The following is a 21,908-nucleotide window of genomic DNA, read 5'->3' as shown; positions in this document are numbered from 1 at the left end:
AACGATTACATTTTTATGCGATCTTAATCACAGATTAAAAAATTTATTATTTAAATAAAAGAGAATAATCGCTAATTTATATTTAGCAAAGCAATTAACAATGGGAGATATTATGAACTGCCGTCTTAGCAATAAAAATTTAGATATTCTTATTCGAACAAAACCCTATGCAGAATTATGTTATTTTGGTAAACGATTACATGATGATCACATTGAAAATTATGATTTATTTATTCTGGCAGTGCCAAATTCACGCATTGATGTTCACGTCCCTTTTACTCTCTGTCCAGAAGAAGGATTAGGTAATTTTAGTACGCCAGGATTAGAAGGACACAGGAATGGAAAAGATTGGTCTCCCGTATTTGTTACCAAAGATGTAAAAAAATCAGACAATCAAATAACAATTATCAGTGAAGACAGTATCGCAAAATTACGTTTAACCAGTCAGTTTATTTTGGATGATTGTGGGGTATTACAATGTCAAAATAGCCTGACCAACTTAGGTGAAGAACCTTATTCAGTCAATCGATTATCAATAACGCTTCCTATTCCTGAACGTGCACAAGAATTAATGGCTTTTAGTGGACGCTGGATTAAAGAATTTTTTCCTCACAGAACAAAAATTGAACATTGTAGCTATTTACAAGAAAATCGCCGAGGAAGAACTTCACATGAATATTTCCCTGGTATGATTGTTGGTACCACAGGGTTTAAAGAACAAACAGGCGAAGTTTGGGGAATTCATTTAGGTTGGAGTGGTAATCATCGTATCCAAGTTGCGGTTAAAAGTAATGGTAAACGCTTTATTCAAGCCGAAGCATTATATAGCGCAGGCGAAATATCGCTCGCCCAAGGTGAAACCCTTACAACACCATGGCTATATGCCACTTACAGTGATGAAGGTTTAAATAAAATGAGTCACCACTTTCATCAATTTCTGCGTAACAATATTATCACCTTTCCACAAAATAAAGCACGTCCTGTTCATCTTAATACTTGGGAAGGTATCTTTTTTGACCATAATCCAGATTACATTATGAAAATGGCAAGTAAAGCGGCACAAATGGGCGTTGAGCGCTTTATTATCGACGACGGTTGGTTTGGCAAGCGTGATGACGATTACCAAGGTTTAGGTGATTGGTACCTTGATGAACGAAAATACCCCAATGGACTTGAACCGGTTATCGAGCACGTGAAAAATTTGGGCATGGAATTTGGTATTTGGGTTGAGCCTGAAATGATCAACAAAAACTCGGATTTATATCGAGCACATCCTGATTGGCTACTTGAGTTATCGGGTTATCAACAACCTGAAGGACGTCATCAATATTTATTAGATTTGCAAAATCCTGCTGTTATTGATTATTTACTTGAAAGATTAATATGGTTACTGGGTAGTTATGATATTGATTATATCAAATGGGATATGAATCGAGAAATTGTTCAAGCGGGTCACAATGGCAATCCAGCTATTGTTGGACAAACAAAAGCATTGTATCGTTTACTCGATATTTTACGAGAAAAATTTCCGAACGTAGAAATCGAATCATGTTCATCAGGGGGGGGACGGATAGATTATGAAATATTAAAACGAACACAACGATTCTGGACTTCAGATTCTAACGATGCATTAGACAGACAAATCATTCAACGCGGAATGAGTTATTTCTTCCCGCCAGAAGTCATGGGCGCACATATTGGTGGCGCTTTGTGTCATACAACTTATCGTGAACTGAACATGAATCTTAGGGGATTAACTGCTTTATTTGGTCATATGGGCGTTGAACTTGACCCCGTAAAAGAATCAGAAGTTGAACAGCATGCATTTGCACATTATATTGGACTACATAAACAATTACGAAATTTATTGCATAATGGTAACAATTATCGATTGGATGTTGATGACAGCAATGCAATGCAAAGTTATGGAGTAGTAAGCCAAGATAAAAATGATGCTGCGTTTATCATTGCCCAATTAACCTTACCAACTTATGCTTTAAGTGGTAACTTACGCTTGACTGGTCTACTGCCCGAAAAACAATATTTGATTGAAATACTTGATCTACCTGATAATATTGATCCGAAAATAAATGGACATGTAATGAAAGCTCTACCTTATTGGATGGACAACAAAACGATATTATCAGGCGACTGGTTAATGCAAATTGGACTACCTTTACCCGTTTTAGATCCTGCAACAGCAATGTTAATTAGAGTGGTAGCTCAATAAAAACTTTTGACTTACAAAGCACACAATAAATTTACAAAAAATTAATATTTTTTTGAAAATAACAAGGGGAAAAAGGCCATAATGCAATTTTCCCTTTGTATTAAATTAAGTTTGTATGATCAGAATTTAATCGAATTATTGGCAAATAGTTTTTTTTCCTTTATTATAATTAGTTAGGAATAATAAATAGTTATAGTCAATTATTAAGAGAAACAAACTGGATCAACTAAAAGAAGTTTTAAGATGTAAGTAAAGTAAAAGATATTTTAGTACAGATTACTTCCCGCTTTACAAATACTTTTCATTTTTATTTCGTTGGTAGTCTACATAGCTCTATATTGGCAATCTTAAATTATAAAAATTTACATGAAATAAATTTAGTTTGAGTAATTATTTTAGCGATAGTAATTTAATAAAAGGTTTTTTTATGGCGACAATAAAAGATGTTGCATATTTAGCTGAAGTTTCAGTTGCAACGGTATCCCGAGTTATAAATAATGCAAATAATGTAAGTAAAAATACACGTGAAGTCGTAAAAAAAGCCATGGAGACATTAAACTATTATCCAGATGCTAACGCTCGCGCATTATCTCAACAACACTCTAATACAATTGGCATTGTGGTCGCCGATGTGTCCGACCCTTTTTTTGGGGCGATGGTTAGCACGGTTGAAAAAGTAGCTTATCGAACTGGTCATTTTTTGCTAATTGGCAATGGATACCATAAAGAAAAACAAGAATACAATGCCATTACTCAGCTTATTGAGCACCGCTGTAAATCATTAGTTGTTCATGCCAAAATACTTTCCGATGAAACACTCATAAAATTGATGCAACAAGTGCCAGGCATGGTTATCATCAATCGTATAGTGAAAGGGTTTGAAGCACGTTGTATTGCACTTGATGACCGTTATGGCTCGTATATCGCGGTCAAACATTTAATTCAAAATGGACATACGAAAATAGGTTATTTATGTTCGAATCACGAAATTTCAGACGCTTCAGATCGACTAAATGGTTATAAAGATGCGTTGAGTGAATTTAATATCGAGATAGAACAGAATCTAATTACCTACTCTTCGCCTGATGAAATAGGTGGAGAAGAAGCCATGAAATCCTTATTAGAAAGGAATCGAAACATCACCGCTATAGCCTGTTATAATGATTCTATGGCTGCGGGTGCCATGTCAGTCCTGTATGATAATGATTTAAAAATCCCAGCTGATATTTCTGTTATTGGGTTTGATGATTTATTAATGGCTAATTATTTACATCCTAAACTGACAACGGTTCGGTATCCTTTACAAGCAATGGCAGAACAAGCAGCTGAGCTTGCCTTATCCCTCGCTAAAGGAGAGGCTCCCTCAAATAACTTAATTAATATTTTTACCCCAACATTAACTAAACGTTATTCTGTCAATTCTATAGGCTAAGGTAGAAATAAACATTCAATAAAGCGTTTCAATATTAGCGGCTTAACAATAAAGAAAAATGTTAAGCCACGATTAAATAATCGTATTGAACAATCAATGTTTATGTAAAGGTAATTTTTTTATTAATAATAATTTATTTAATATCAGATCAACCGAAATTACATCGCAATTTAGTTGGCTATTTAAATCAAACGTTTTTAAAACATAATCATAAAAATAATTCGCATGGGTCATTATTGGTTGATTGCTGACATCACCCTGGCAAGGTTTGTTGGCAATGGTTAAACTGGCTAAAGCTGAAGTATCAGGATGCCGAGTCAACAATAACCAAAAACTGCCTTCTTTAGAATATTCATCATAACGACGTGATTCATAACACCACCCCACCAATGCCTGATCAACCACACCTTGTTGTAAATCCGTAATGGCTGGGAGTAAAATCTGTGACCAATTACAAATATCTGTCGAAATAAAAAGATTGGGTCCATTCACTTTCAAAGCATCAGCGACATAAAAAGAAATCGCATTATTTATGCTATTAATAAAATTAAATGGTCGTGGTGTTTTACGTTGAAAAATATCCATCTCCAGTTCATACATATTACTGGGTGAACTAAAAATTGAGGTCACATACACGCCACAATGAGCATTAATCTTTTCTATGGAAAGCGCACCTAACAATGATAACAACGCTAAACGACTTGTACGTCGACTATTAATATTAAATTGCTGTTTAAGCAAATTTTTTAACTTACTTTCTTCACTATGGCTCTCTGCGATAAACTGCGATGTACTGAGTAAAAAAACACTTTGCATTATTCTGTTATCTCCAACAATAACACAGCGTTATTACCGCCAAATCCAATACAATTTAATAAATAATAACCTTGAGGATAAGGTTTTGAAATGTCTGTAAAACCATTTGTATAAATAGGTTCAGATTGCGCCATGTGATAATTTGGATAACTAGGCGTCTGTTTTGATTCGAATATCAACAATAATATTATCATCTCAAGTACACCAGATGCCCCTAATGTATGACCAAGATAAGGTTTAAAAAATATTAACGGTTTTCGCTCTGTAAAAGCATTTGTTAAGCTATCAAGTTCAACTTTATCATTCATTGGACTACCTGTCGCATGAGTTTTAATAGCAACAATATCGGTTTCAGTCACATCGAATTGCGTTAACGTGTCTTTAATGAGTGTGCTAACATTTTTAGGATCCGTTGTGGTAATATTAGAGGTATCACATATCGTTTTACCGCCTTTTAAGATAAATTGATTATTGTTTGCTAATCGTGGTTGATTGCTTAATGCAATACAACCAATCCCCTCCCCTAAAATAAGTCCTTGGCTAACACTTAAAAATGGTGGTTGATAATTATTTGTTAGTAATCCTAAAGCATTAAATCCTTCTAAAGTGATAGAATTGAATGATTCAAATCCCACAATGATTGCCCGTTCAATTATGCCTTGGGAAATGTAATTTTTTGCATAAAGTAATGCATTAGAACTTGAAGTACAAGACGTCGCAACATTGATCACATTAAGATTTTTCCATTTTAATTTAAGTTGTTCTGCTATTTCATTTAAAGAAAAAGGTTGGTGATAACATGCTTCTGTTAATTCTGATAATTCCTTATTAAAAAAAGTAATTTCATGCGAAGACATTGCAAAAGAAGTGGAAGCTAAAAAAATTGGGATTTGTTCCAATTCTGATTCTTGCCACTGACACGCCTGTAAAGTTTGCAGAATTTGAAATACTATACGATCAACAATTTCAGTTAAACTTAGCCGTTTTTTATCAAAGGCTGGAAAATAATTAACAGATAGTGATTCACTTGCTGTATTTAAAGGAATCAATTTAGGTTTTCTTGGATGAAAAAGAATATTGCTAATAATCTCATGGCAGTTATCACCTTGTGCGCACACCGCAGAAAAACCATTAATGTAAACATTGTCCATAATATTATTTTTTTATTTGCTCAAGTACATATTTATTGAGTTTCGAAACCGTGACCATATGTATTCTTACTTCTCGGTCACCTTGTAAACGAACGCCAAATTGCTCTTTTAACGCTACGCAAATTTGTAATGCATCTAAAGAATCTAAATTTAATCGACTGGTAGGCCCAAACAGCGGCTCATTATCTGTTAACTCCTCGGCAGTTAAGATATCTTCTTTTTCAGATTCGGTAATAATTAACTGTTTTAATTTAAAAATTAAATTATCCAAATTTAACCTCTTGTTTTTATTATTTAATTAAAAATTTATAAATGCTTATTATTTAATTGCCGATAGTAAATAATTCCTGCTAGCAATAAAAAAATTAGCGCAAAACCTATTAACGACAACCATTGTGGTAATATTTGTACAAAATCATACTGATCAAGCAAAAGATTATGAAAGCCTTTCAAAGCCCAAGACATAGGCGAAATTAAACAAATTATTTGCATGGTTTCGGGCATCATATAACTCGGTACCATAATACCGCCTAAGGCTGCCATAATAATATTTCCCCCACCACCTAATACCACAGCATGTTCTGCCGATTTTGCAAGTACGCTAACTAACAGTGCATATCCCAAAGCAGATAAACTAATTGCTATCGATAACAATGCATAGTTCCAATAAGCGCCTTCTAAAACAAATCCTGTAATATTGATTAAAGGTAAAATATAAATACCTAACAAAATCATGCCAATAAACTGTAATTGATTAATCAAAAAATAAGGTAACAATTTTGCGATAAGTAATGAAAATGCCGATGATTTTGCTAGTCGTAATCGAATAATAGTGTTCGTTTGTTTTTCACAAGTCATGACATTTGATAAAGGAATCATGATAAAAAACATACCAAAAATTAACCAAGCAGGAACACTTTGTTGTACCGAACTCGGTTTAACCACTTTAGTGCCTTCTACATTGATGAACTCTTCAGTGATTATTTTTCCTGACAAATAGTCATCTAGTTGTTGTTGCCGTTTTATTTCGATTGCATCTTCATCCATTATAGAAGAATCATTGTTTGGCGTTGAAAAAATATCTTTAAGCCGCAGCTGTAAATAACTTTTCTGGATAATTGTTTGTAAATTCATCAATCTTAATTGATCGATCCCCGCTAAGGTTATTAATGCTAAAGGCGATTCATTACTCAAATTTTCGGTATTTTGATTGGAATTAATTAATAAAAAATCATAATTTCCCTCGATTAATTTAGCTTTTGCATTATCCTTATCAGCTATATCAAAAAAATCAACATTCATATTTTCTTGATTGCCCAAAATCACTATTAACTGCGAGTTCAATAAATTGGATGATTCACCGACTAAGGCTATTTTAGTATTTTGATTGAAATCATCACGTTGGCTTAATGCCACAGACATAATGAACATAAACAACATAGGCATAATAAAAAGAACAGCTATACCATGTAAATCACGACTCAACAGACGAAATTCTTTAGCGATTGCAGCTAGCATTGCTTTGCCCTCCATGCCTCAATACTGACTTATTCAAGAAGTCCAAATAAAATGACTCTAAAGAACCATGACCATACTGAATATTTTGTATTTGGTATTGTTGAAATTCTTGTAATATTGTTGTGATCTGCTCAGGCGATGAATCAATGACAACTGTTTGCATTGGGGTATGTCGAATTAAAGTGGCATTAAATTGGTCAAGCACATGTGAAGGCACACTTTGCGCTAACGTGATAATACATTGTTGTTGAGCATGTTGTGTCAATATCTGATCAATGGAATGGCAATACAAAATTTTACCGCTCTCCATAATGGCAATTTTTTGACATAAACTTTCTATTTCGTGTAGATAATGAGAAGTGTAAATGACAGTTACCCCTTCTTTAGTTAATTGCTTCACACTGTCTAATATAAATTGGCGGGATGCAGGATCAACCCCGACCGTAATTTCATCCATAAAAATTAGCGTTGGCGAGTTAATTAGCCCTATAGCAAAATTTAATCGACGTTTTAATCCACCCGACAAATTCGCTGACAACTTATTTTTATAGTCTAAAATATCGACTTTTTTCATCAATGAAATTAGAAAATTAGGATCTTTAATTTTATACAACGAAGCAAAAAATTGTAAATTCTCGAAAACCGTCAATTGAGGATAAAAAGCATATTCTTGTGGAATTAAAGAAATACGTTGCAACTGTTGACGTGACAACTGAGAGAAGATCTGATTATTAAGATAAATTTGCCCGGATTGTAATGAAAGTAAACCCGACATTAATGATATCAATGTTGTTTTGCCGGCGCCATTAGGCCCTAATAATCCAAAGCATGTGCCGGATTCAATTTCTAAATTAATATCACACACCGCATAATTATTAGCATTTTTATAGCGATGAGTTACATTTTGGAGCTTTAACATAAAATTCTTTAAAATAATTTTAATTTTTATAAACAGAATGTTAACATATTATGCTATTATAACAAAATGCATGTTAGGTAAACAATTAACGCTAAAATCTAATAAATCAATTATAACAATGAGTAATAAAAAAAACGTTCTATTAGTGTACTATTCACAAACGGGTCAATTAACACAACTTACTAGACATTTCGTATCACCTTTAGCTAATCATGAAGATATTAATTTAGAAACGCTTGCTATTGAACCTCAACAAGCCTATTCTTTTCCATGGTCTTTTAACCACTTTTTTAATATTTTTCCAGAAACGGTTCATTTAATGCCTTCACCCATTGTTGCCCCACAATTTAAACAGCAAAAATATGATTTAATCATTCTAGCTTATACTGTGTGGTTTTTATCCCCTTCTCAGCCTATCACCGCATTTTTACAAGATAAAAACACGCAACAACTCTTAGCCGATACCCCTGTTGTCACGTTAATTGGATGTCGCAACATGTGGTTAATGGCACAAGAAACCGTGAAGAAATACTTAAAAGAAGCAAATGCTAATTTAGTTGACAATGTTGTTCGCATAGATAGCTGTGGCGGGCCTGCAAGTTTTATTGCTACACCGCTTTGGATGTTTACGGGGAAAAAACAGCCCGTACGTTGGCTACCGAAAGCGGGCATATCTGATGAGGACATTAATGATTGTGCTAAATATGGTGAAAAAATTAAAACCGTATTGCTAACACAACCCAAAATCACTGAGCCAATGTTAAAAAACATGGGGGCAGTCAAAGTCAATGAACGTTTGATTCTTAGTGAAAAATTTGGTTATCGCAGCTTCTATTTATGGGGCAAACTGATCATTAAAGCAGGTAAAATCGCTCGACCACTTCGTCAAGGTTTACTTTATTTTTATATTATTTTCTTGGTAGTAATCATTTTAACCGTTGTGCCAATTAGTGCACTGATCAAAACATTACTATCCCCATGGTTAAAAAACAAAATCAGTAAACAAAAACATTTATTTAGTTGGCCTTCAGGCGAATAAAATATAAGAGTAAGACAATGAAAACACATAATGTTTATATTAATAAAATTGCCGCATTTTTACCGAATAATCCTGTTGATAATTCATCCATGGAAAATGTCCTTGGACAAGTTGGTCACAAACCGTCCAGAGCAAGAGCAATTATTTTAAAAAGTAATGGGATAAAAACGCGATACTATGCGATTGACCCGCACACTCGTCAGGCAACACATAGCAATGCCAATTTAGCAGCACTAGCCATAAAGTTATTGTTCAAAGATAACCATCAATTTGGTATAAATGAAATGACTTTTTTAGCCTGTGGTACTTCTTATCCAGATCAGATTATGCCTGGTCATGGAGTCATGGTTCATGGCGAACTCAATGAAACTCATCCTTGCGAAGTTCACAGCAGCTCAGGTGTTTGTGTTGCAGGTATGTCAGCACTGAAACACACGTTTAATGCTGTAAAAGTTGGTGATCATTGTACCGCCGTTAGTTGTGCATCTGAAACTGCATCTGCTGTAATGAGAAGTGAGAACTTTGAAGCAGAAATCGAACAAAAAGTGAAAGCGTTGTCTACACAACCTGAACTGGCCTTTGAAAAAGATTTTTTACGTTGGATGCTATCTGATGGAGCTGGGGCTATGCTATTGAGTAGTAAGCCAAATAGTCATCAATTATCATTAAAAATTCACTGGATTGATATTTTATCCTACGCAAATGAGATGCCAGCATGCATGTATGCAGGCGGTGACTACTATCAGGATCAGTTCACAGGTTGGAAGCAATTTACTCAACTTGATCAACAAAATCAAAGTTTGTTAAGTGTTAAACAGAATGTAAAAATGCTAAATGAAAATATTGTTAAGTATACCGTTGAAAAGATGCTTGCTAACTCAATTAAAAAACATGATTTGAAAAAAAATGATATCGATTATTTTTTACCTCATTACTCTTCTCATTATTTTCGTGAAAAACTCTATCAAGGATTGATAAATATTGATTTTGAAATTCCTTATGAAAAATGGTTTACCAATCTTACTTCAAAAGGTAACACAGGTTCAGCTTCTATCTATATTATACTTGAGGAATTTTTGCGGACGCATTCACTCAAGCATGGGCAAAAAATATTATGCTATATCCCAGAAAGTGGACGATTCTCATCTTGTTTTATGTTACTTGAAGTCATTGATGCTAACCAAGAGAATTAGAATTTATGGATATTAACCAAATTCCACAAGATAAAAGTAAAACTTATGGCGGTCATGCCAAAGTGGTTTATGCTGTTAAAAATGGAAGTTATACAAAAGCAACTACTAGCGGTTGGGAAGATGAAGAGTTTGTAACATTACAAGCTGTAGATGCATTAGCAGAACAAACTCAGTTGGCTTTTCATGCAGTGAAGAATGAACAACGCTCATCACTCTTTTACTATATGTTTTTATATCGTCATGATATCACTAGCCTTGCTCAAACAAGTGGTTTTTTTCGTTGGCAAATCAAACGGCACTTCAAACCTCAGGTTTTCAAAAAATTATCAGATAAAAAATTAAATCGTTATGCACAAGTCTTTAATTTATCCATTGAACAGCTAAAACAGCTTCCGACTGAAGATAATCAAACGCAAAACAATTATCCATTTAAATAAACTTATTAGACTTTGTATAATCATAATAATCAGGCAACATAATGACAATTCATCATTTTCAACATCAGCACACCGCACACTGTGAAAGCGGTGTTATGTCGACGCTACTCAAGCACCACGGTTTTGATTACAGTGAACCCATGCTCTTTGGTTTATCTTCTGCACTTACATTTGCCTATTTACCGATTATAAAACTTTCGGGTATGCCACTCATCGCTTATCGTATGCCACCAAAAACAATTATTCGTAATTCTTGCAAACGATTAGGCATTAAACTGAACATGCAAAAATTTGTCTCCGCAACACAAGGCATGCAAAAATTGGATCAAGCATTAGACAACAATCAATTAGTTGGACTACAAACTTCTGTTTTTTGGTTACCTTACATTCCCGATGCTTTGCGCTTTCATTTCAATGCGCATAATATTCTTGTCTATGGGAAAGAAGCAGAACAATATTTGATTAGTGATCCTGTTATGGAATTACCAGTTCAATGCTCAGCGTCAGACTTGGAACGGGCTCGTTTTGCTAAAGGTGCATTGGCAGGAAAAGGATTAATGTATACATTAGAAGATGCCCAAAAACAGGATCACCCTGTAAATCTATCACAAGTGATTCGCAGTGCAATCCTTAAAAATGCGCGCCAAATGCAAGCCCCTTTACCTTTTATTGGTATTAAAGGTATTCATCTTTTAGCTAATCGAATTCAAAAACTAAAAAATTCGATGAAAAGTGATCAATATAAAAAACTTTATCTAGGTCATATTGTTAGAATGCAGGAGGAAATCGGAACAGGTGGAGCTGGTTTTCGTTATATGTATGCTTCATTTCTTCAAGAGGCAGCAGATCATTTCTCATCAAATCACAAACCATTATTGATTGAGGCTGCCGATAATATGACTAATATTGGCGATGCGTGGCGTAAATTTGCTAGCCGTACGGTAAAATTATGCCGAAATTTGAACGAAACTGGATTTAATGAGGTATCTGAGTTATTACACCAAGTTGCCGATAGTGAAAAAAAATGTTGGCGATCACTCAGTCAAAGTATCAAAAAAATAGCTTGAGCAGCTAATAATGATAGGTTATTTTGGTGTCCAGAAACAAATGATAAGGGCTTTTAAAAAAATTTAAATGTCGAAAAATAGAGACCTATTATCACGAATTTAGGTCTCTATTTCATCACTTAAATTAAAACCACACTTCAGTTTGCACCCCAAAACTAATTTGATGTTTTTTACCATTAAATTCAAATTTACTAATATCATTATTTAATGACTCAATATACGATAGATAGAAACGAATATCGGGACGAGAGGATAAAATACTTTCACCTACTTTAAATGAATGATACAGGGTTGTTTTGTAGCCTTCTTCTTTATAAGTTCGACCATTAACTTTATTTTTTTGTTTAAAGTAACCAATTTCAATACCACTTTGATTGTATTGATCCCAAATATAAGCAGGTCTTACTGCTGATTTAAAACTGGTAAAATCTGTATGAGGTAAGTTTAAATCATAAGAATAAACATCTTTACCTGTTGTTAAAGCTAATGCATGCGCCACGATAATATTATCAGAAAAATACGCTTCACCTTCAGAAACTAATCGATAAGCCTTACCTCCAGTGTGTTTACCTATATAATCATTATCAGCATTAGCGGCAAATTCTGGATTATTGGTATTGATATTGCCCAAATGTGAAGCGACTGAATTGGTTGCAGTCTGTAGCGTTAGCTGATTAAAACCACCAAAAAAGTTATTTTGACGTAGAACAACACTACCTAACCAAGCATTTTTAACAGTGATATCATCTTGTAGTTTCGATTTGTTCGGCGCTGAGTATCGGGCATTAACAGCAAACAATGCATCTTGCCATAATGGGATATCTCGGTAACGCAATTCAATTTCATTGATATCAACTTCTTCACGCCTTACTTTAGCTATATCTGTTCCCGCTGTTTTTTTATTGACCTTAACATTCACATCAGCACGTAACAATGCTAAATCTAGCTTTCCTACGCCAATTTCCAAATTTTCAATACCGACACCCCCACCAGCTGGCGATTTTTGGGTTTTCCAATCAAGCATTTGAATTTCATTATACGGTAAAGAGTGCTTACCTACCCACAAAGTCGCTTCAGGAAAAAGAGGAACAAATCCTTTGGTGGCTAAGTATATATCAGAAAATTGCATGATATTGTCGTCTTGCGTATTAAACAATCCAGCCGCTTTATCGGTTGCCACATTACCATCAATCATAACAATTGCATCCACTCGACGACCATCTTGATCATACACTTTTTGTCTGAAGACAAGATCGTACCACCCCCCATATTCGTTCCCAAATCGTCCTAGAGCGCCTTCGGCATAATTTTTGGGTTTACCATTCATCGAAGTTGACCAACCACCACGAAAATACCCATTAAAGGAAAATCCAATTTCTTCTTTAATATAATCTTTGAATTCTGTTAACGTAAACGATTTTTTAGTGGCAATATTACTATTCTGTTCTTCATTAGTTTGGCTATCAGTGACTAACACAATTGCGTTATTGTTAGTAGGATGCGTAACACTAACAGGTTGTAGATTAACTGATTTTTGTTGTTTAAGTGCGGCGGTTTGTATTTTTATCTCTTTTTGTTGATTGCTTATCACTAACTGTTGCTTTTCTAAATTAAGACTTAACTCAGCAATTTGCTTATTCGATTCAATCAGCTGTTTTTTCAAATCAATAGATTCATTACTCAGCGCAATTAATTTTTGCTCTAATAAATTAATTCTTGCCTCTAACTCATCTTGAGTAGCAGCTATCGCATTAGGCAAATAAAATAAACCGAGCATGGTAATTAAAACAATTCGCTTAGGCTTTACTTTTATTAATGATTTTGTTAGATATTTCATTTTTCTCTACTCATAATTTAATTGTTCATTCATTAGTCTTATAAATTTAAGACAAAAAAAAACCTAAAGAATAGGTAACAACAACTATTCTTTAGGTTTTGCCCGCTTAATATCGGTAGCAATCCAAAAGCTAATAATTAGCGTTTTCAATATAACAAATAAAAAAATGGTTTCAAAAATAAAATCCTGATGTTGTGACTTAAGTCACAGTAATTAAAAGTTATTTAAAGATAAAAAATGTAACCGTAAACAAAAAAAAATAAACAGAATTAAGAAACTTACAATTTTATACATGATTCCGATTAGACAAATGTTATATTGTTCACTGTTGTATGTCCTAATTTAGTTATAATAATTCGCATTCAAAAATTGGTTAGATTAACGTAAATCATTTAGTACTAAATTGTTAAGATTAAAATGGTGAAAAAATGAATCTCTCTTTAGATACAATCATAAGTAGAAATGATTGGAATAATTTATCAGTTCTTAGTATTAATAGGCTTCCGACACATTCTAAATTCCACAGTTGGCGTGATAAATTACAAGCTAAAAATAATATTGATTCAGAATCAATATTATCTTTAAATGGGGATTGGTTTTTTAGCTATTTTGATAACCCCAAACACGTTCCGGAATCATGGTTAGAAAGAGAGATAGACACCAATACCATTCCCGTTCCATCTAATTGGCAATTACACGGTTACGATGCACCAATTTACACCAATATACGTTATCCATTTCCTTATAATCCCCCTTTTGTTCCTAACGATAATCCAACAGGTTGTTATTCTCGTTATATCAATATTACGCAAGCATGGTTAGATAAAGGGGAAACTAGAATCATTTTTGACGGTGTTAGTTCTGCTTTTCATCTTTGGTGTAATGGTCAATGGGTGGGTTATTCACAAGACAGTCGAATCGCTGCGGAATTTGACTTAACCCCTTACTTAAAAGTTGGGCAAAACAGAATAGCAGTCTTAGTTTTAAAATGGTGTGATGGAAGTTATCTTGAAGATCAAGATATGTGGCGATTAAGCGGTATTTTTCGAAATGTTTCGCTACTTAATAAACCTAAATCACACCTAAAAAATATCCAAATTAAGACAGAACTTGATGCCTGTTATCGGAATGCTACGTTATCGATACAAGTTGACGTAAAACACAATGACAATATGGATCAATTAAATATTGGCATTGAATTATGGAAAAATAGCGATTTGATTTCCGGACAATTTCAACTGATTGGTACCGAACCCATTGATGAAAAAGGGGGCTATCATGATCGCCTGTTTTGTCATATTCCAGTTATTTCACCTGAATTATGGAGTGCTGAAACACCTAATCTTTATCGTGTCGTAATCAGTTTATATCATAAAAAATCTGGGCTTATTGAATCCGAAGCTTATAATATTGGTTTCCGAGTGGTTGAGATCAAACATGGTCAGCTTTGTATTAATGGTCAACCTTTACTTATTAAAGGAACCAATCGCCATGAGTTTTATCCGGATCAAGGCTATGCTCTCACTGAAGAAGCCATGCTTCATGATATAAAACTGATTAAACAACACAACTTCAATGCAGTACGTTGCAGTCATTATCCCAATGATCCTCGTTGGTACGAACTTTGTGATCAGTATGGACTTTATTTAGTCGATGAGGCGAATATAGAATCTCACGGCATGTTCCCTATGTCCCGTTTATCAGATGACCCCTATTGGCTCGCAGCATACAGTGAACGGGTTACACGCATGGTGCAACGAGATCGCAATCACCCATCTATTATTATCTGGTCACTTGGGAATGAATCCGGGCACGGTTCATCACATGATGCACTGTATGCTTGGATCAAAAGTAATGATCCAACTCGCCCCGTTCAATATGAAGGAGGAGGCGCAGATACGGCTGCCACCGATATTATTTGCCCTATGTACGCTCGAGTCGATCAGGATCAACTTCATCCAAAGGTACCTAAATGGGCTATAAAAAAATGGATATCCCTGCCCGATGAAAACCGCCCACTTATTTTATGTGAATATGCACATGCTATGGGAAATAGTCTTGGTGCTTTTTATAAATATTGGCAAGCATTTAGGCAATATCCAAGATTACAAGGTGGTTTTATTTGGGAATGGGCAGACCATGGTCTTCGTTGCCAAACATCATCAGGAGAAAGTTATTGGGCTTATGGCGGTGATTTTGGCGAGGCTTACCACGATAGGCAATTTTGCTTGGACGGCTTAGTTTTTCCCGATCGAAAACCGCATCCAAGCTTAATTGAAGCCAAAAAAGTTCAGCAACCTTTTCAATTCAAACTCATTAGTCAAAAACCTTTAGTTGTCGAAATAACCAACGAATATTTGTTTCGACGTACTGATAATGAACTATTACAATGGGAGATCTTAATCGATGGTAATAAACAACGAAGTGGTCAAATTACCCTTGATATGCAACCAGATAGTACAATCAGAATAAAATTACTTGATAGCTTACCTAACTATATCAATTGTGAAGATGTTCATCTTTCTGTCATTATTATCCAAAAAGAAGAAACTCCATGGTCACCAATTGGTCATCTTGTCGCTTGGGAACAATGGCAACTTGAGAATGTCTTTATTCCGCCTCTTAAGCTTAACAAGCTTAAAACCCCCATGACATTAAAGGAAAATAAAAATAATTATTTAATTTCTCATCAAAATCAAAATTGGTTATTTGATAAAACTACTGGTTTTCTAAATCAATGGACTAAAGAGGATAAACCATTATTGGCTTCGCCGTTTTGTGATCAATTTATTCGAGCGCCAATTGATAACGATATTGGAATTAGTGGTGACTATGATAGCAATAACAATCCATTTGCCTGGGTTGAACAGTGGAAAGCAGCAGGTTATTTTGATTTAACCCATAAATGTCTTGGAATACAAGCTTCACAATCATCCAGCACTATCATTATCGAAGCGTTGCATGGTTATTTTTATGAAGGTCAAAGAGTGATTCAAAGCAAATGGATTTATCAATTTGATCAGCAAGGCTATTTAACGCTAACGGTTGATGTTGATATTGCCAACAATATGCCAGCACCTGCGCGTATTGGTTTAACATATCAACTTAACGAAATCCCAGAAAAAGTTAAATGGCTAGGTTTAGGGCCGCACGAAAATTATCCAGACCGCAAACACTCTGCCATTTTTTGTAAATGGTCATTACCTTTTTCTGAACTCTATACACCTTATATCTATCCTTGTGAAAATGGTTTACGCTGTGATGTAAAGAAATTAATACTGGATGAAATGACGATCACCGGTCAGCAATTTCAATTTAACATCAACCAATATGGTACTCAACAGTTAATGGCGGTCACACATCGTCACCTTTTAGTGGCGGAACCTTGTGCTTATGTGAGTATTGATGCTTTCCATATGGGGATTGGTGGTGATGATTCATGGACACCAAATGTCCATTCTGAATTTTTATTAACTAAAAAACATTATCGTTATCAATTAACCTTCGAGGTTAACTAAAAGTTACGATGCTAAAAAAAGAACAACGATAAGGCATAATAAATTTATGCTTTATCGTAATTTGCTCAACATGCAATTAAAGTTATCGATTCAAATATCAAAAATTCAGTTTGAGGTACAACAACTAGCAATGTATTTAACTAACACCATCAAATAGCTTATCTAACTCTTCAATAAAAGCTTGTTTAGGAAGATGATAAAAAATACCATGGTCAGGCATACCTCGTAGAAAAAGATAATAAACTCCCCCAAAATGGGTTTGATATTGATAATTGGGTAAGCGGCTTTTCAAAAAACGATGTAACGCTAGACTATAAAGTTGATATTGCAATTCATAACGATGCTCACACATCACCTGTTCTAAGGCTTTTTGCCCATAATCTTCAGCTGAATAACCTAACCAATTTGATTTATAATCAACAATATAATACTTCCCTTGATATTCAAAAACCAAATCGATAAATCCTTTAAGCATGCCTTGTACTGTTTCAAAATCAAGTGTTGGACATTGATTAGATAAGCTGTCATAGGTTTTACAAATGCTATCAAGTTGTTCACAACGTATTGCTTCACGAATCGGAAAATAAAATTGTAATTCATTAATGCATCGTCCAGTTAATACCTGTGATAACACCAAACCTTGTTGATCAAGCGTTGTGGACAACACTTGTTGTAACCAATGCAATAAAATAGCTTGCCAGGTTGGATCTAAATTAAGTTTTGTTATTGTTTCATTACACAAGGTTTCGATATTCTTATTAGAAACATTTTCCATTATCTTATGCAGCAAAGTCCCCACATACGCCCCTTTGGGAAAATGGTGAATATCATAGGTTAATTCGTTCTGCAAAGCGGCTTGGGATTCTGGTGTCTGTTCATCCCAATCGCTGATAATTTCTGGATTGAACGTTAAAACAGCATGATGTTTTTGTAGTTCCGTATAACTGGTTACACGCCACTGATGACAAAGTTTCCGTTTAAATACATTAGCCGTTAAAGATTGATTTAGCTGACAATGAGCGGTGTAATTATCATTTTCAAGGGGTAGTTCCACATTAATAAGATCCGCCATTGCTGCTATATTGTTTAACTCACCCTTTAAAAGATAATGAATAGCTGATTGGTCTTTCTTCATAGTGGCAAGACCAATACTACAATGATAAACCGATCGTGTCATAGCAACATACAATAAACGTAAGTCTTCCGCCATGCGTTCATCTTCAATTTGCTGTTTTATTTCATCTGTTAACATCCATGCATAAGTTTGTTGAAAATCGTTATTTTTATCATGATAAAATTGTGTATCAGACACACGATATTGGCAAATAAAAGGTAACCAAACGATTGGAAACTCTAAACCTTTTGATTTATGAATGGTGATAATCTTGACTAGATTTTCATCACTTTCAAGACGCTGCTCATGATTTTCGATATTAAAATCAGGATTAACAATCTGTTTGGTTAACCAACGTATTAAAGCATGTGGACTATCTAAATCATCTGCCGCTTCTTGTAATAACTCACTTAAATGCATAAAGTTAGTTAAAATACGCTCTCCATCTTGTCGAGCAAGAATATTTTCCGCTAGCTGACGTTTTTTCATCATTCGACGTAACATCACCAATACGCCATAATATTGCCATATAACCTGATACTGCTTAAATTCTTCTACTAAGCTTTCCCATTTATCTTGATCATCAGTGATTTGTTCAAGTTCAGACATCGTCTGTCCTAATAACGCCGTCATCATAGCCAAACGTAAAGCGGCTTCATTTTCTGGCATCAATACCGCTTGCAGAAGACAAAGCACATCCTTAGCCTCATCTGATTCAAATACGCTATTACGATTGGATAAATAGACACTTTTGATACCACAAACGGCCAATTTTTGCTGAATAATTTCAGCTTCTCTACCTGTTCGTACTAAAATGGCTATATCTGACGTCGTTATTGCGCGACAACCCTTGCTATCATTAATTAATATTGAAGAGTCCGATAACCATTTGACTATTTGCTTGGCACAGCAATTTGCCATCTGCTCTTGATAATCAGCTTTGGTTGTTACTTCTTCTGGCAATAAATAAGCTGTTAAAGCATTGCTTTCTTGATCATTAATTAGCAATGATTTTTGCTTATTTTTTTCAGCGCAATTCATTGGTAAAAAGGGAATATCATTAAAAACAAACGGATTTTCATGATGGGCGAATAATTGATTTACCGCATTTACCATAGCTGATGAGGAACGGTGATTCACATCCATGGTAAAATAGTTATCACCGGTTGAACGTTTCGCCTTAAGATAAGTAAAAATATCGGCGCCACGAAAACTATAAATAGCTTGTTTCGGATCGCCGATAAATATTAGTCCGATATCAGATCGTTTGCTATCATAAATACGATCAAAGATTTGGTATTGAATCGGGTCAGTATCTTGAAATTCATCAATTAACGCAACCGGATATTTCGTTGATATACTTTGTGCTAATCGTTTTCCTGTTCGTGTCACTAACGCCCGATTAAGCTGCCAAAGCAAGTCATTAAAACTTATCTCAGTGCGTTTAATTTTTTCATCATAAATGCCTTTTTGGATTATGGTTACAATATCCATTAAAATATGGCTTCGCAAATCCAGTTTACACTTATAGAGTGTATCAATTTCAGTAAAAACAGAATGACTTGGAACGATTTTTCCTTCTTTTGTTTTGCTTGCCAGAACTGATTGACAAAATTTTTCAAGCTCATTAGGTAATGCAAACGTAAGCGTTGCACTGTTAGCCCATTGTGAAACTTTTGAAAGCCAATTAGGTAGATATCGGCTACTATAAGATTGTTTACTGACACCCGATTGATTAATAATATCCGCTAATTGATCAACATGCTTTAACCATGCTTTTTTTACCGTTTCAATCATGTTAAAATTTTGCTGATAAAACTCAGCTATTGCTTCGGTAATATTGGGGTTTAATTCAGTTTTCTCATTAAAGGTATTGGATAAATAAGGGGTAATATCGGCTAATAATTCTGCCGGCTCTTTCCAACAGTCTCGAACTAAATAAGCATACGATTTTTCAAGAGGTGTAAAATAGTATCGCCAGAAATCTTGCACGACTTGCAATTGCAATTGATACTCGTCAGTAATTAATTTTTGTTCGAACAACACGCCAGACTCAAACGCGTGACTAGTTAGTATTCTTTGACAGAAACTATGAATCGTGTAAATTGCTGCATCATCCATTGATTGTTGGGCTTCAGTAAGTCGTTGAATCGCTTGTCGACGATCAACAATCAATGCCATTAATTGCTGATAAATAGGATCATCATGTTCACCGTTTAATAATGCCAATCTTAATTCTTGTATGTTTTGTCGTATACGTGAACGTAACTCTTGAGTGGCCGCTTTGGTAAACGTCACCACTAAAATTTGGCTAACATCAAGCGGTGTAGAATAGCTATTTTCACCAATGCCAAGCAGTAACCTTAAATATATAAAGGCAAGCGAATAGGTTTTACCCGTACCTGCCGATGCTTCAATCAGTGTTCGGCCTGTTAACGGTAAATCAAAAAGATTGAGTTTTTTTATTCCGCCTGATGAAACCATTCAAGCTTACCAGTAGTTGATGTTAACTCAATGCATGCAATTGATGCAGTCGGAAACATAGGCGGAGAGATATCAGGACAAAGCTCATTTACCAAATATCCAACTAAAGGAAGATGCGAAACTATAATCACTTGCTCAATACCTTGAGAAGGATATGTCGATAACAAATTGGCAATATATTCAGGATTACCGCCAGGTACTAACAGTTTATCTGTTTCTACTGTTGAAACAGAAACTTGTGACGATAACTCTGCTAATGTTTGCTGAGCACGTAAATATGGGCTAACTAAACCAATATTAAATTGAAAATTTTGTTGTTTAAGCCACTGCCCAGCTTGAATTGCTTGTCGAATTCCGTAAGACGTAAGGGATCGACTTGAATCGGATGAAGCAGAAAAGCCTGCTTCACCATGCCTCATAATACAAACTTTCATTACTCTCCAATTAGCGTAATTTTAATTGAAAAATCAAGCATTCAGCGCCACAACAAAAGGTAAATTTTGCCGTTAATTTGAAACCACCGTCAACCTTATCAACACTGCTATTAATTTCGCAAGGCTCAGTTGCCACATCTTTTGCTGCTTGAGTTAAAGATGCTAATTTAGCTTGTGCTTCTGACTCTGTCGCAAAGACATGCTCGTACTCAGCGGTGCAATCTTCATTATCTATGATTGTGCCAACATCTACGCAACAACACGCCGGAGTATCATTTGCTTTACATTTATTTAAAGAATCTGTCATGCCATACCTCTGTTTTACCGATTAAATTGACAGTAGTATACTCTCAATCATATCTAAGGGCAAAATTCTCATCAGGATTTATTTAGAATAGCTTTACTTTGATAACATTCTTTGAAAGATAAAACGACATTGTTATTGACTAAACGGAATCAAGAATCCGAGTTGTAATTTGAGTTTTTTGAAATTGAGAAAATTAAAATAAATCTTGTCGATATGTCAGTAACGTTCACCAACAAATCAACGATTCAATTTGTAGTTAACTCAATGCCCCTTTTTCAGTTCTGTTAAGGTATTCTTTTATTATGAATCCAAATCCGTTTAACCAGAAAGTCGTTCAATTTAGGTTATTGCGATTGAATTTAATTGAGATAGTTAATGTTTTGGTAATCTTAAAAAGATTTAGATCACAAAA

General features: G+C 34.6%; 16 protein-coding genes. 7 read left to right on the top strand and 9 right to left on the bottom strand.

Annotation, left to right across the window (positions count from 1 at the left end):
• Positions 1-112: 112 nt before the first annotated feature.
• Both ACGH46_RS00870 and ACGH46_RS00865 read left to right on the top strand, forming a co-directional pair.
• Positions 113-2,230, top strand: coding sequence for an alpha-galactosidase (locus tag ACGH46_RS00870; RefSeq protein WP_411603507.1), 2,118 nt, complete (start codon positions 113-115; stop codon positions 2,228-2,230).
• Positions 2,231-2,657: 427 nt separating this feature from the next.
• Positions 2,658-3,662 carry a substrate-binding domain-containing protein gene (locus ACGH46_RS00865; protein ID WP_267379188.1) on the top strand — a complete coding sequence of 335 codons (1,005 nt, stop codon included), beginning with the start codon at positions 2,658-2,660 and terminating at the stop codon, positions 3,660-3,662.
• A gap of 93 nt (positions 3,663-3,755) precedes the next feature.
• Here ACGH46_RS00865 and ACGH46_RS00860 read toward each other — a convergent pair whose 3' ends face one another.
• From ACGH46_RS00860 to ACGH46_RS00840, 5 genes are read right to left on the bottom strand one after another with little or no spacing between them, the layout of a single operon-like run.
• Positions 3,756-4,478, bottom strand: coding sequence for a hypothetical protein (locus ACGH46_RS00860; protein ID WP_411603505.1), 723 nt, complete (start codon positions 4,476-4,478; stop codon positions 3,756-3,758).
• Entirely contained in the window at positions 4,478-5,629 is a 1,152-nt protein-coding gene (locus ACGH46_RS00855) for a beta-ketoacyl synthase N-terminal-like domain-containing protein (protein ID WP_267361100.1), read from the bottom strand. Before ACGH46_RS00855 ends, ACGH46_RS00860 begins: the two co-directional genes overlap by 1 nt.
• Before the next feature lie 4 nt (positions 5,630-5,633).
• Entirely contained in the window at positions 5,634-5,900 is a 267-nt protein-coding gene (locus ACGH46_RS00850; protein ID WP_267350604.1) for an acyl carrier protein, read from the bottom strand.
• Positions 5,901-5,935: 35 nt separating this feature from the next.
• Positions 5,936-7,147 carry an ABC transporter permease gene (locus tag ACGH46_RS00845; protein WP_411603501.1) on the bottom strand — a complete coding sequence of 404 codons (1,212 nt, stop codon included), beginning with the start codon at positions 7,145-7,147 and terminating at the stop codon, positions 5,936-5,938.
• Positions 7,128-8,066 (bottom strand): ABC transporter ATP-binding protein, encoded by a 939-nt coding sequence (locus ACGH46_RS00840; protein WP_411599138.1) that lies wholly within the window; start codon positions 8,064-8,066, stop codon positions 7,128-7,130. Before ACGH46_RS00840 ends, ACGH46_RS00845 begins: the two co-directional genes overlap by 20 nt.
• A gap of 118 nt (positions 8,067-8,184) precedes the next feature.
• Between ACGH46_RS00840 and ACGH46_RS00835 the strand changes: the two genes are divergently transcribed.
• Genes ACGH46_RS00835 through ACGH46_RS00820 form a run of 4 tightly spaced genes read left to right on the top strand, consistent with a single transcriptional unit; the run spans position 8,185 to position 11,802 of the window.
• On the top strand, positions 8,185-9,105 hold the full coding sequence (locus ACGH46_RS00835; protein WP_267350610.1) for a dialkylrecorsinol condensing enzyme: 921 nt from the start codon (positions 8,185-8,187) through the stop codon (positions 9,103-9,105).
• Between the two features lie 17 nt (positions 9,106-9,122).
• On the top strand, positions 9,123-10,298 hold the full coding sequence (locus ACGH46_RS00830) for a beta-ketoacyl-ACP synthase III (RefSeq protein WP_411603498.1): 1,176 nt from the start codon (positions 9,123-9,125) through the stop codon (positions 10,296-10,298).
• Positions 10,299-10,303: 5 nt separating this feature from the next.
• Positions 10,304-10,735, top strand: coding sequence for a hypothetical protein (locus ACGH46_RS00825; RefSeq protein ID WP_267379166.1), 432 nt, complete (start codon positions 10,304-10,306; stop codon positions 10,733-10,735).
• Between the two features lie 41 nt (positions 10,736-10,776).
• Positions 10,777-11,802: a BtrH N-terminal domain-containing protein gene (locus ACGH46_RS00820; protein WP_411603496.1), complete on the top strand. Its 1,026-nt coding sequence runs from the start codon at positions 10,777-10,779 to the stop codon at positions 11,800-11,802.
• Between the two features lie 124 nt (positions 11,803-11,926).
• Here the strand turns inward: ACGH46_RS00820 and ACGH46_RS00815 are convergent, their stop codons facing one another.
• Positions 11,927-13,639 (bottom strand): carbohydrate porin, encoded by a 1,713-nt coding sequence (locus ACGH46_RS00815; RefSeq protein WP_411603493.1) that lies wholly within the window; start codon positions 13,637-13,639, stop codon positions 11,927-11,929.
• A gap of 428 nt (positions 13,640-14,067) precedes the next feature.
• Between ACGH46_RS00815 and ACGH46_RS00810 the strand changes: the two genes are divergently transcribed.
• Positions 14,068-17,157 (top strand): beta-galactosidase, encoded by a 3,090-nt coding sequence (locus ACGH46_RS00810; RefSeq protein WP_411603490.1) that lies wholly within the window; start codon positions 14,068-14,070, stop codon positions 17,155-17,157.
• A 136-nt stretch (positions 17,158-17,293) separates the two neighbouring features.
• Here ACGH46_RS00810 and recB read toward each other — a convergent pair whose 3' ends face one another.
• From recB to ACGH46_RS00795, 3 genes are read right to left on the bottom strand one after another with little or no spacing between them, the layout of a single operon-like run.
• Complete coding sequence (gene recB, locus ACGH46_RS00805; protein ID WP_411603487.1) at positions 17,294-20,755, bottom strand: exodeoxyribonuclease V subunit beta; 3,462 nt, start codon at positions 20,753-20,755, stop codon at positions 17,294-17,296.
• Complete coding sequence (gene sixA / locus ACGH46_RS00800; RefSeq protein WP_411603484.1) at positions 20,734-21,189, bottom strand: phosphohistidine phosphatase SixA; 456 nt, start codon at positions 21,187-21,189, stop codon at positions 20,734-20,736. The genes recB and sixA overlap by 22 nt, the downstream gene beginning before the upstream one ends.
• 10 nt (positions 21,190-21,199) lie before the next feature.
• The gene (locus ACGH46_RS00795) at positions 21,200-21,496 is read right to left on the bottom strand and encodes a YfcZ/YiiS family protein (protein WP_267350625.1); all 297 of its coding nucleotides are present in this window, start codon (positions 21,494-21,496) and stop codon (positions 21,200-21,202) included.
• Positions 21,497-21,908: the final 412 nt, after the last annotated feature.

The organism is Gilliamella sp. CG22, from assembly GCF_046635725.1.
GTDB lineage: Bacteria > Pseudomonadota > Gammaproteobacteria > Enterobacterales > Orbaceae > Gilliamella > Gilliamella apicola_I.
Note: the sequence above shows the minus strand (reverse complement) of the source record. Positions and strands in the feature narration are given on the sequence as shown.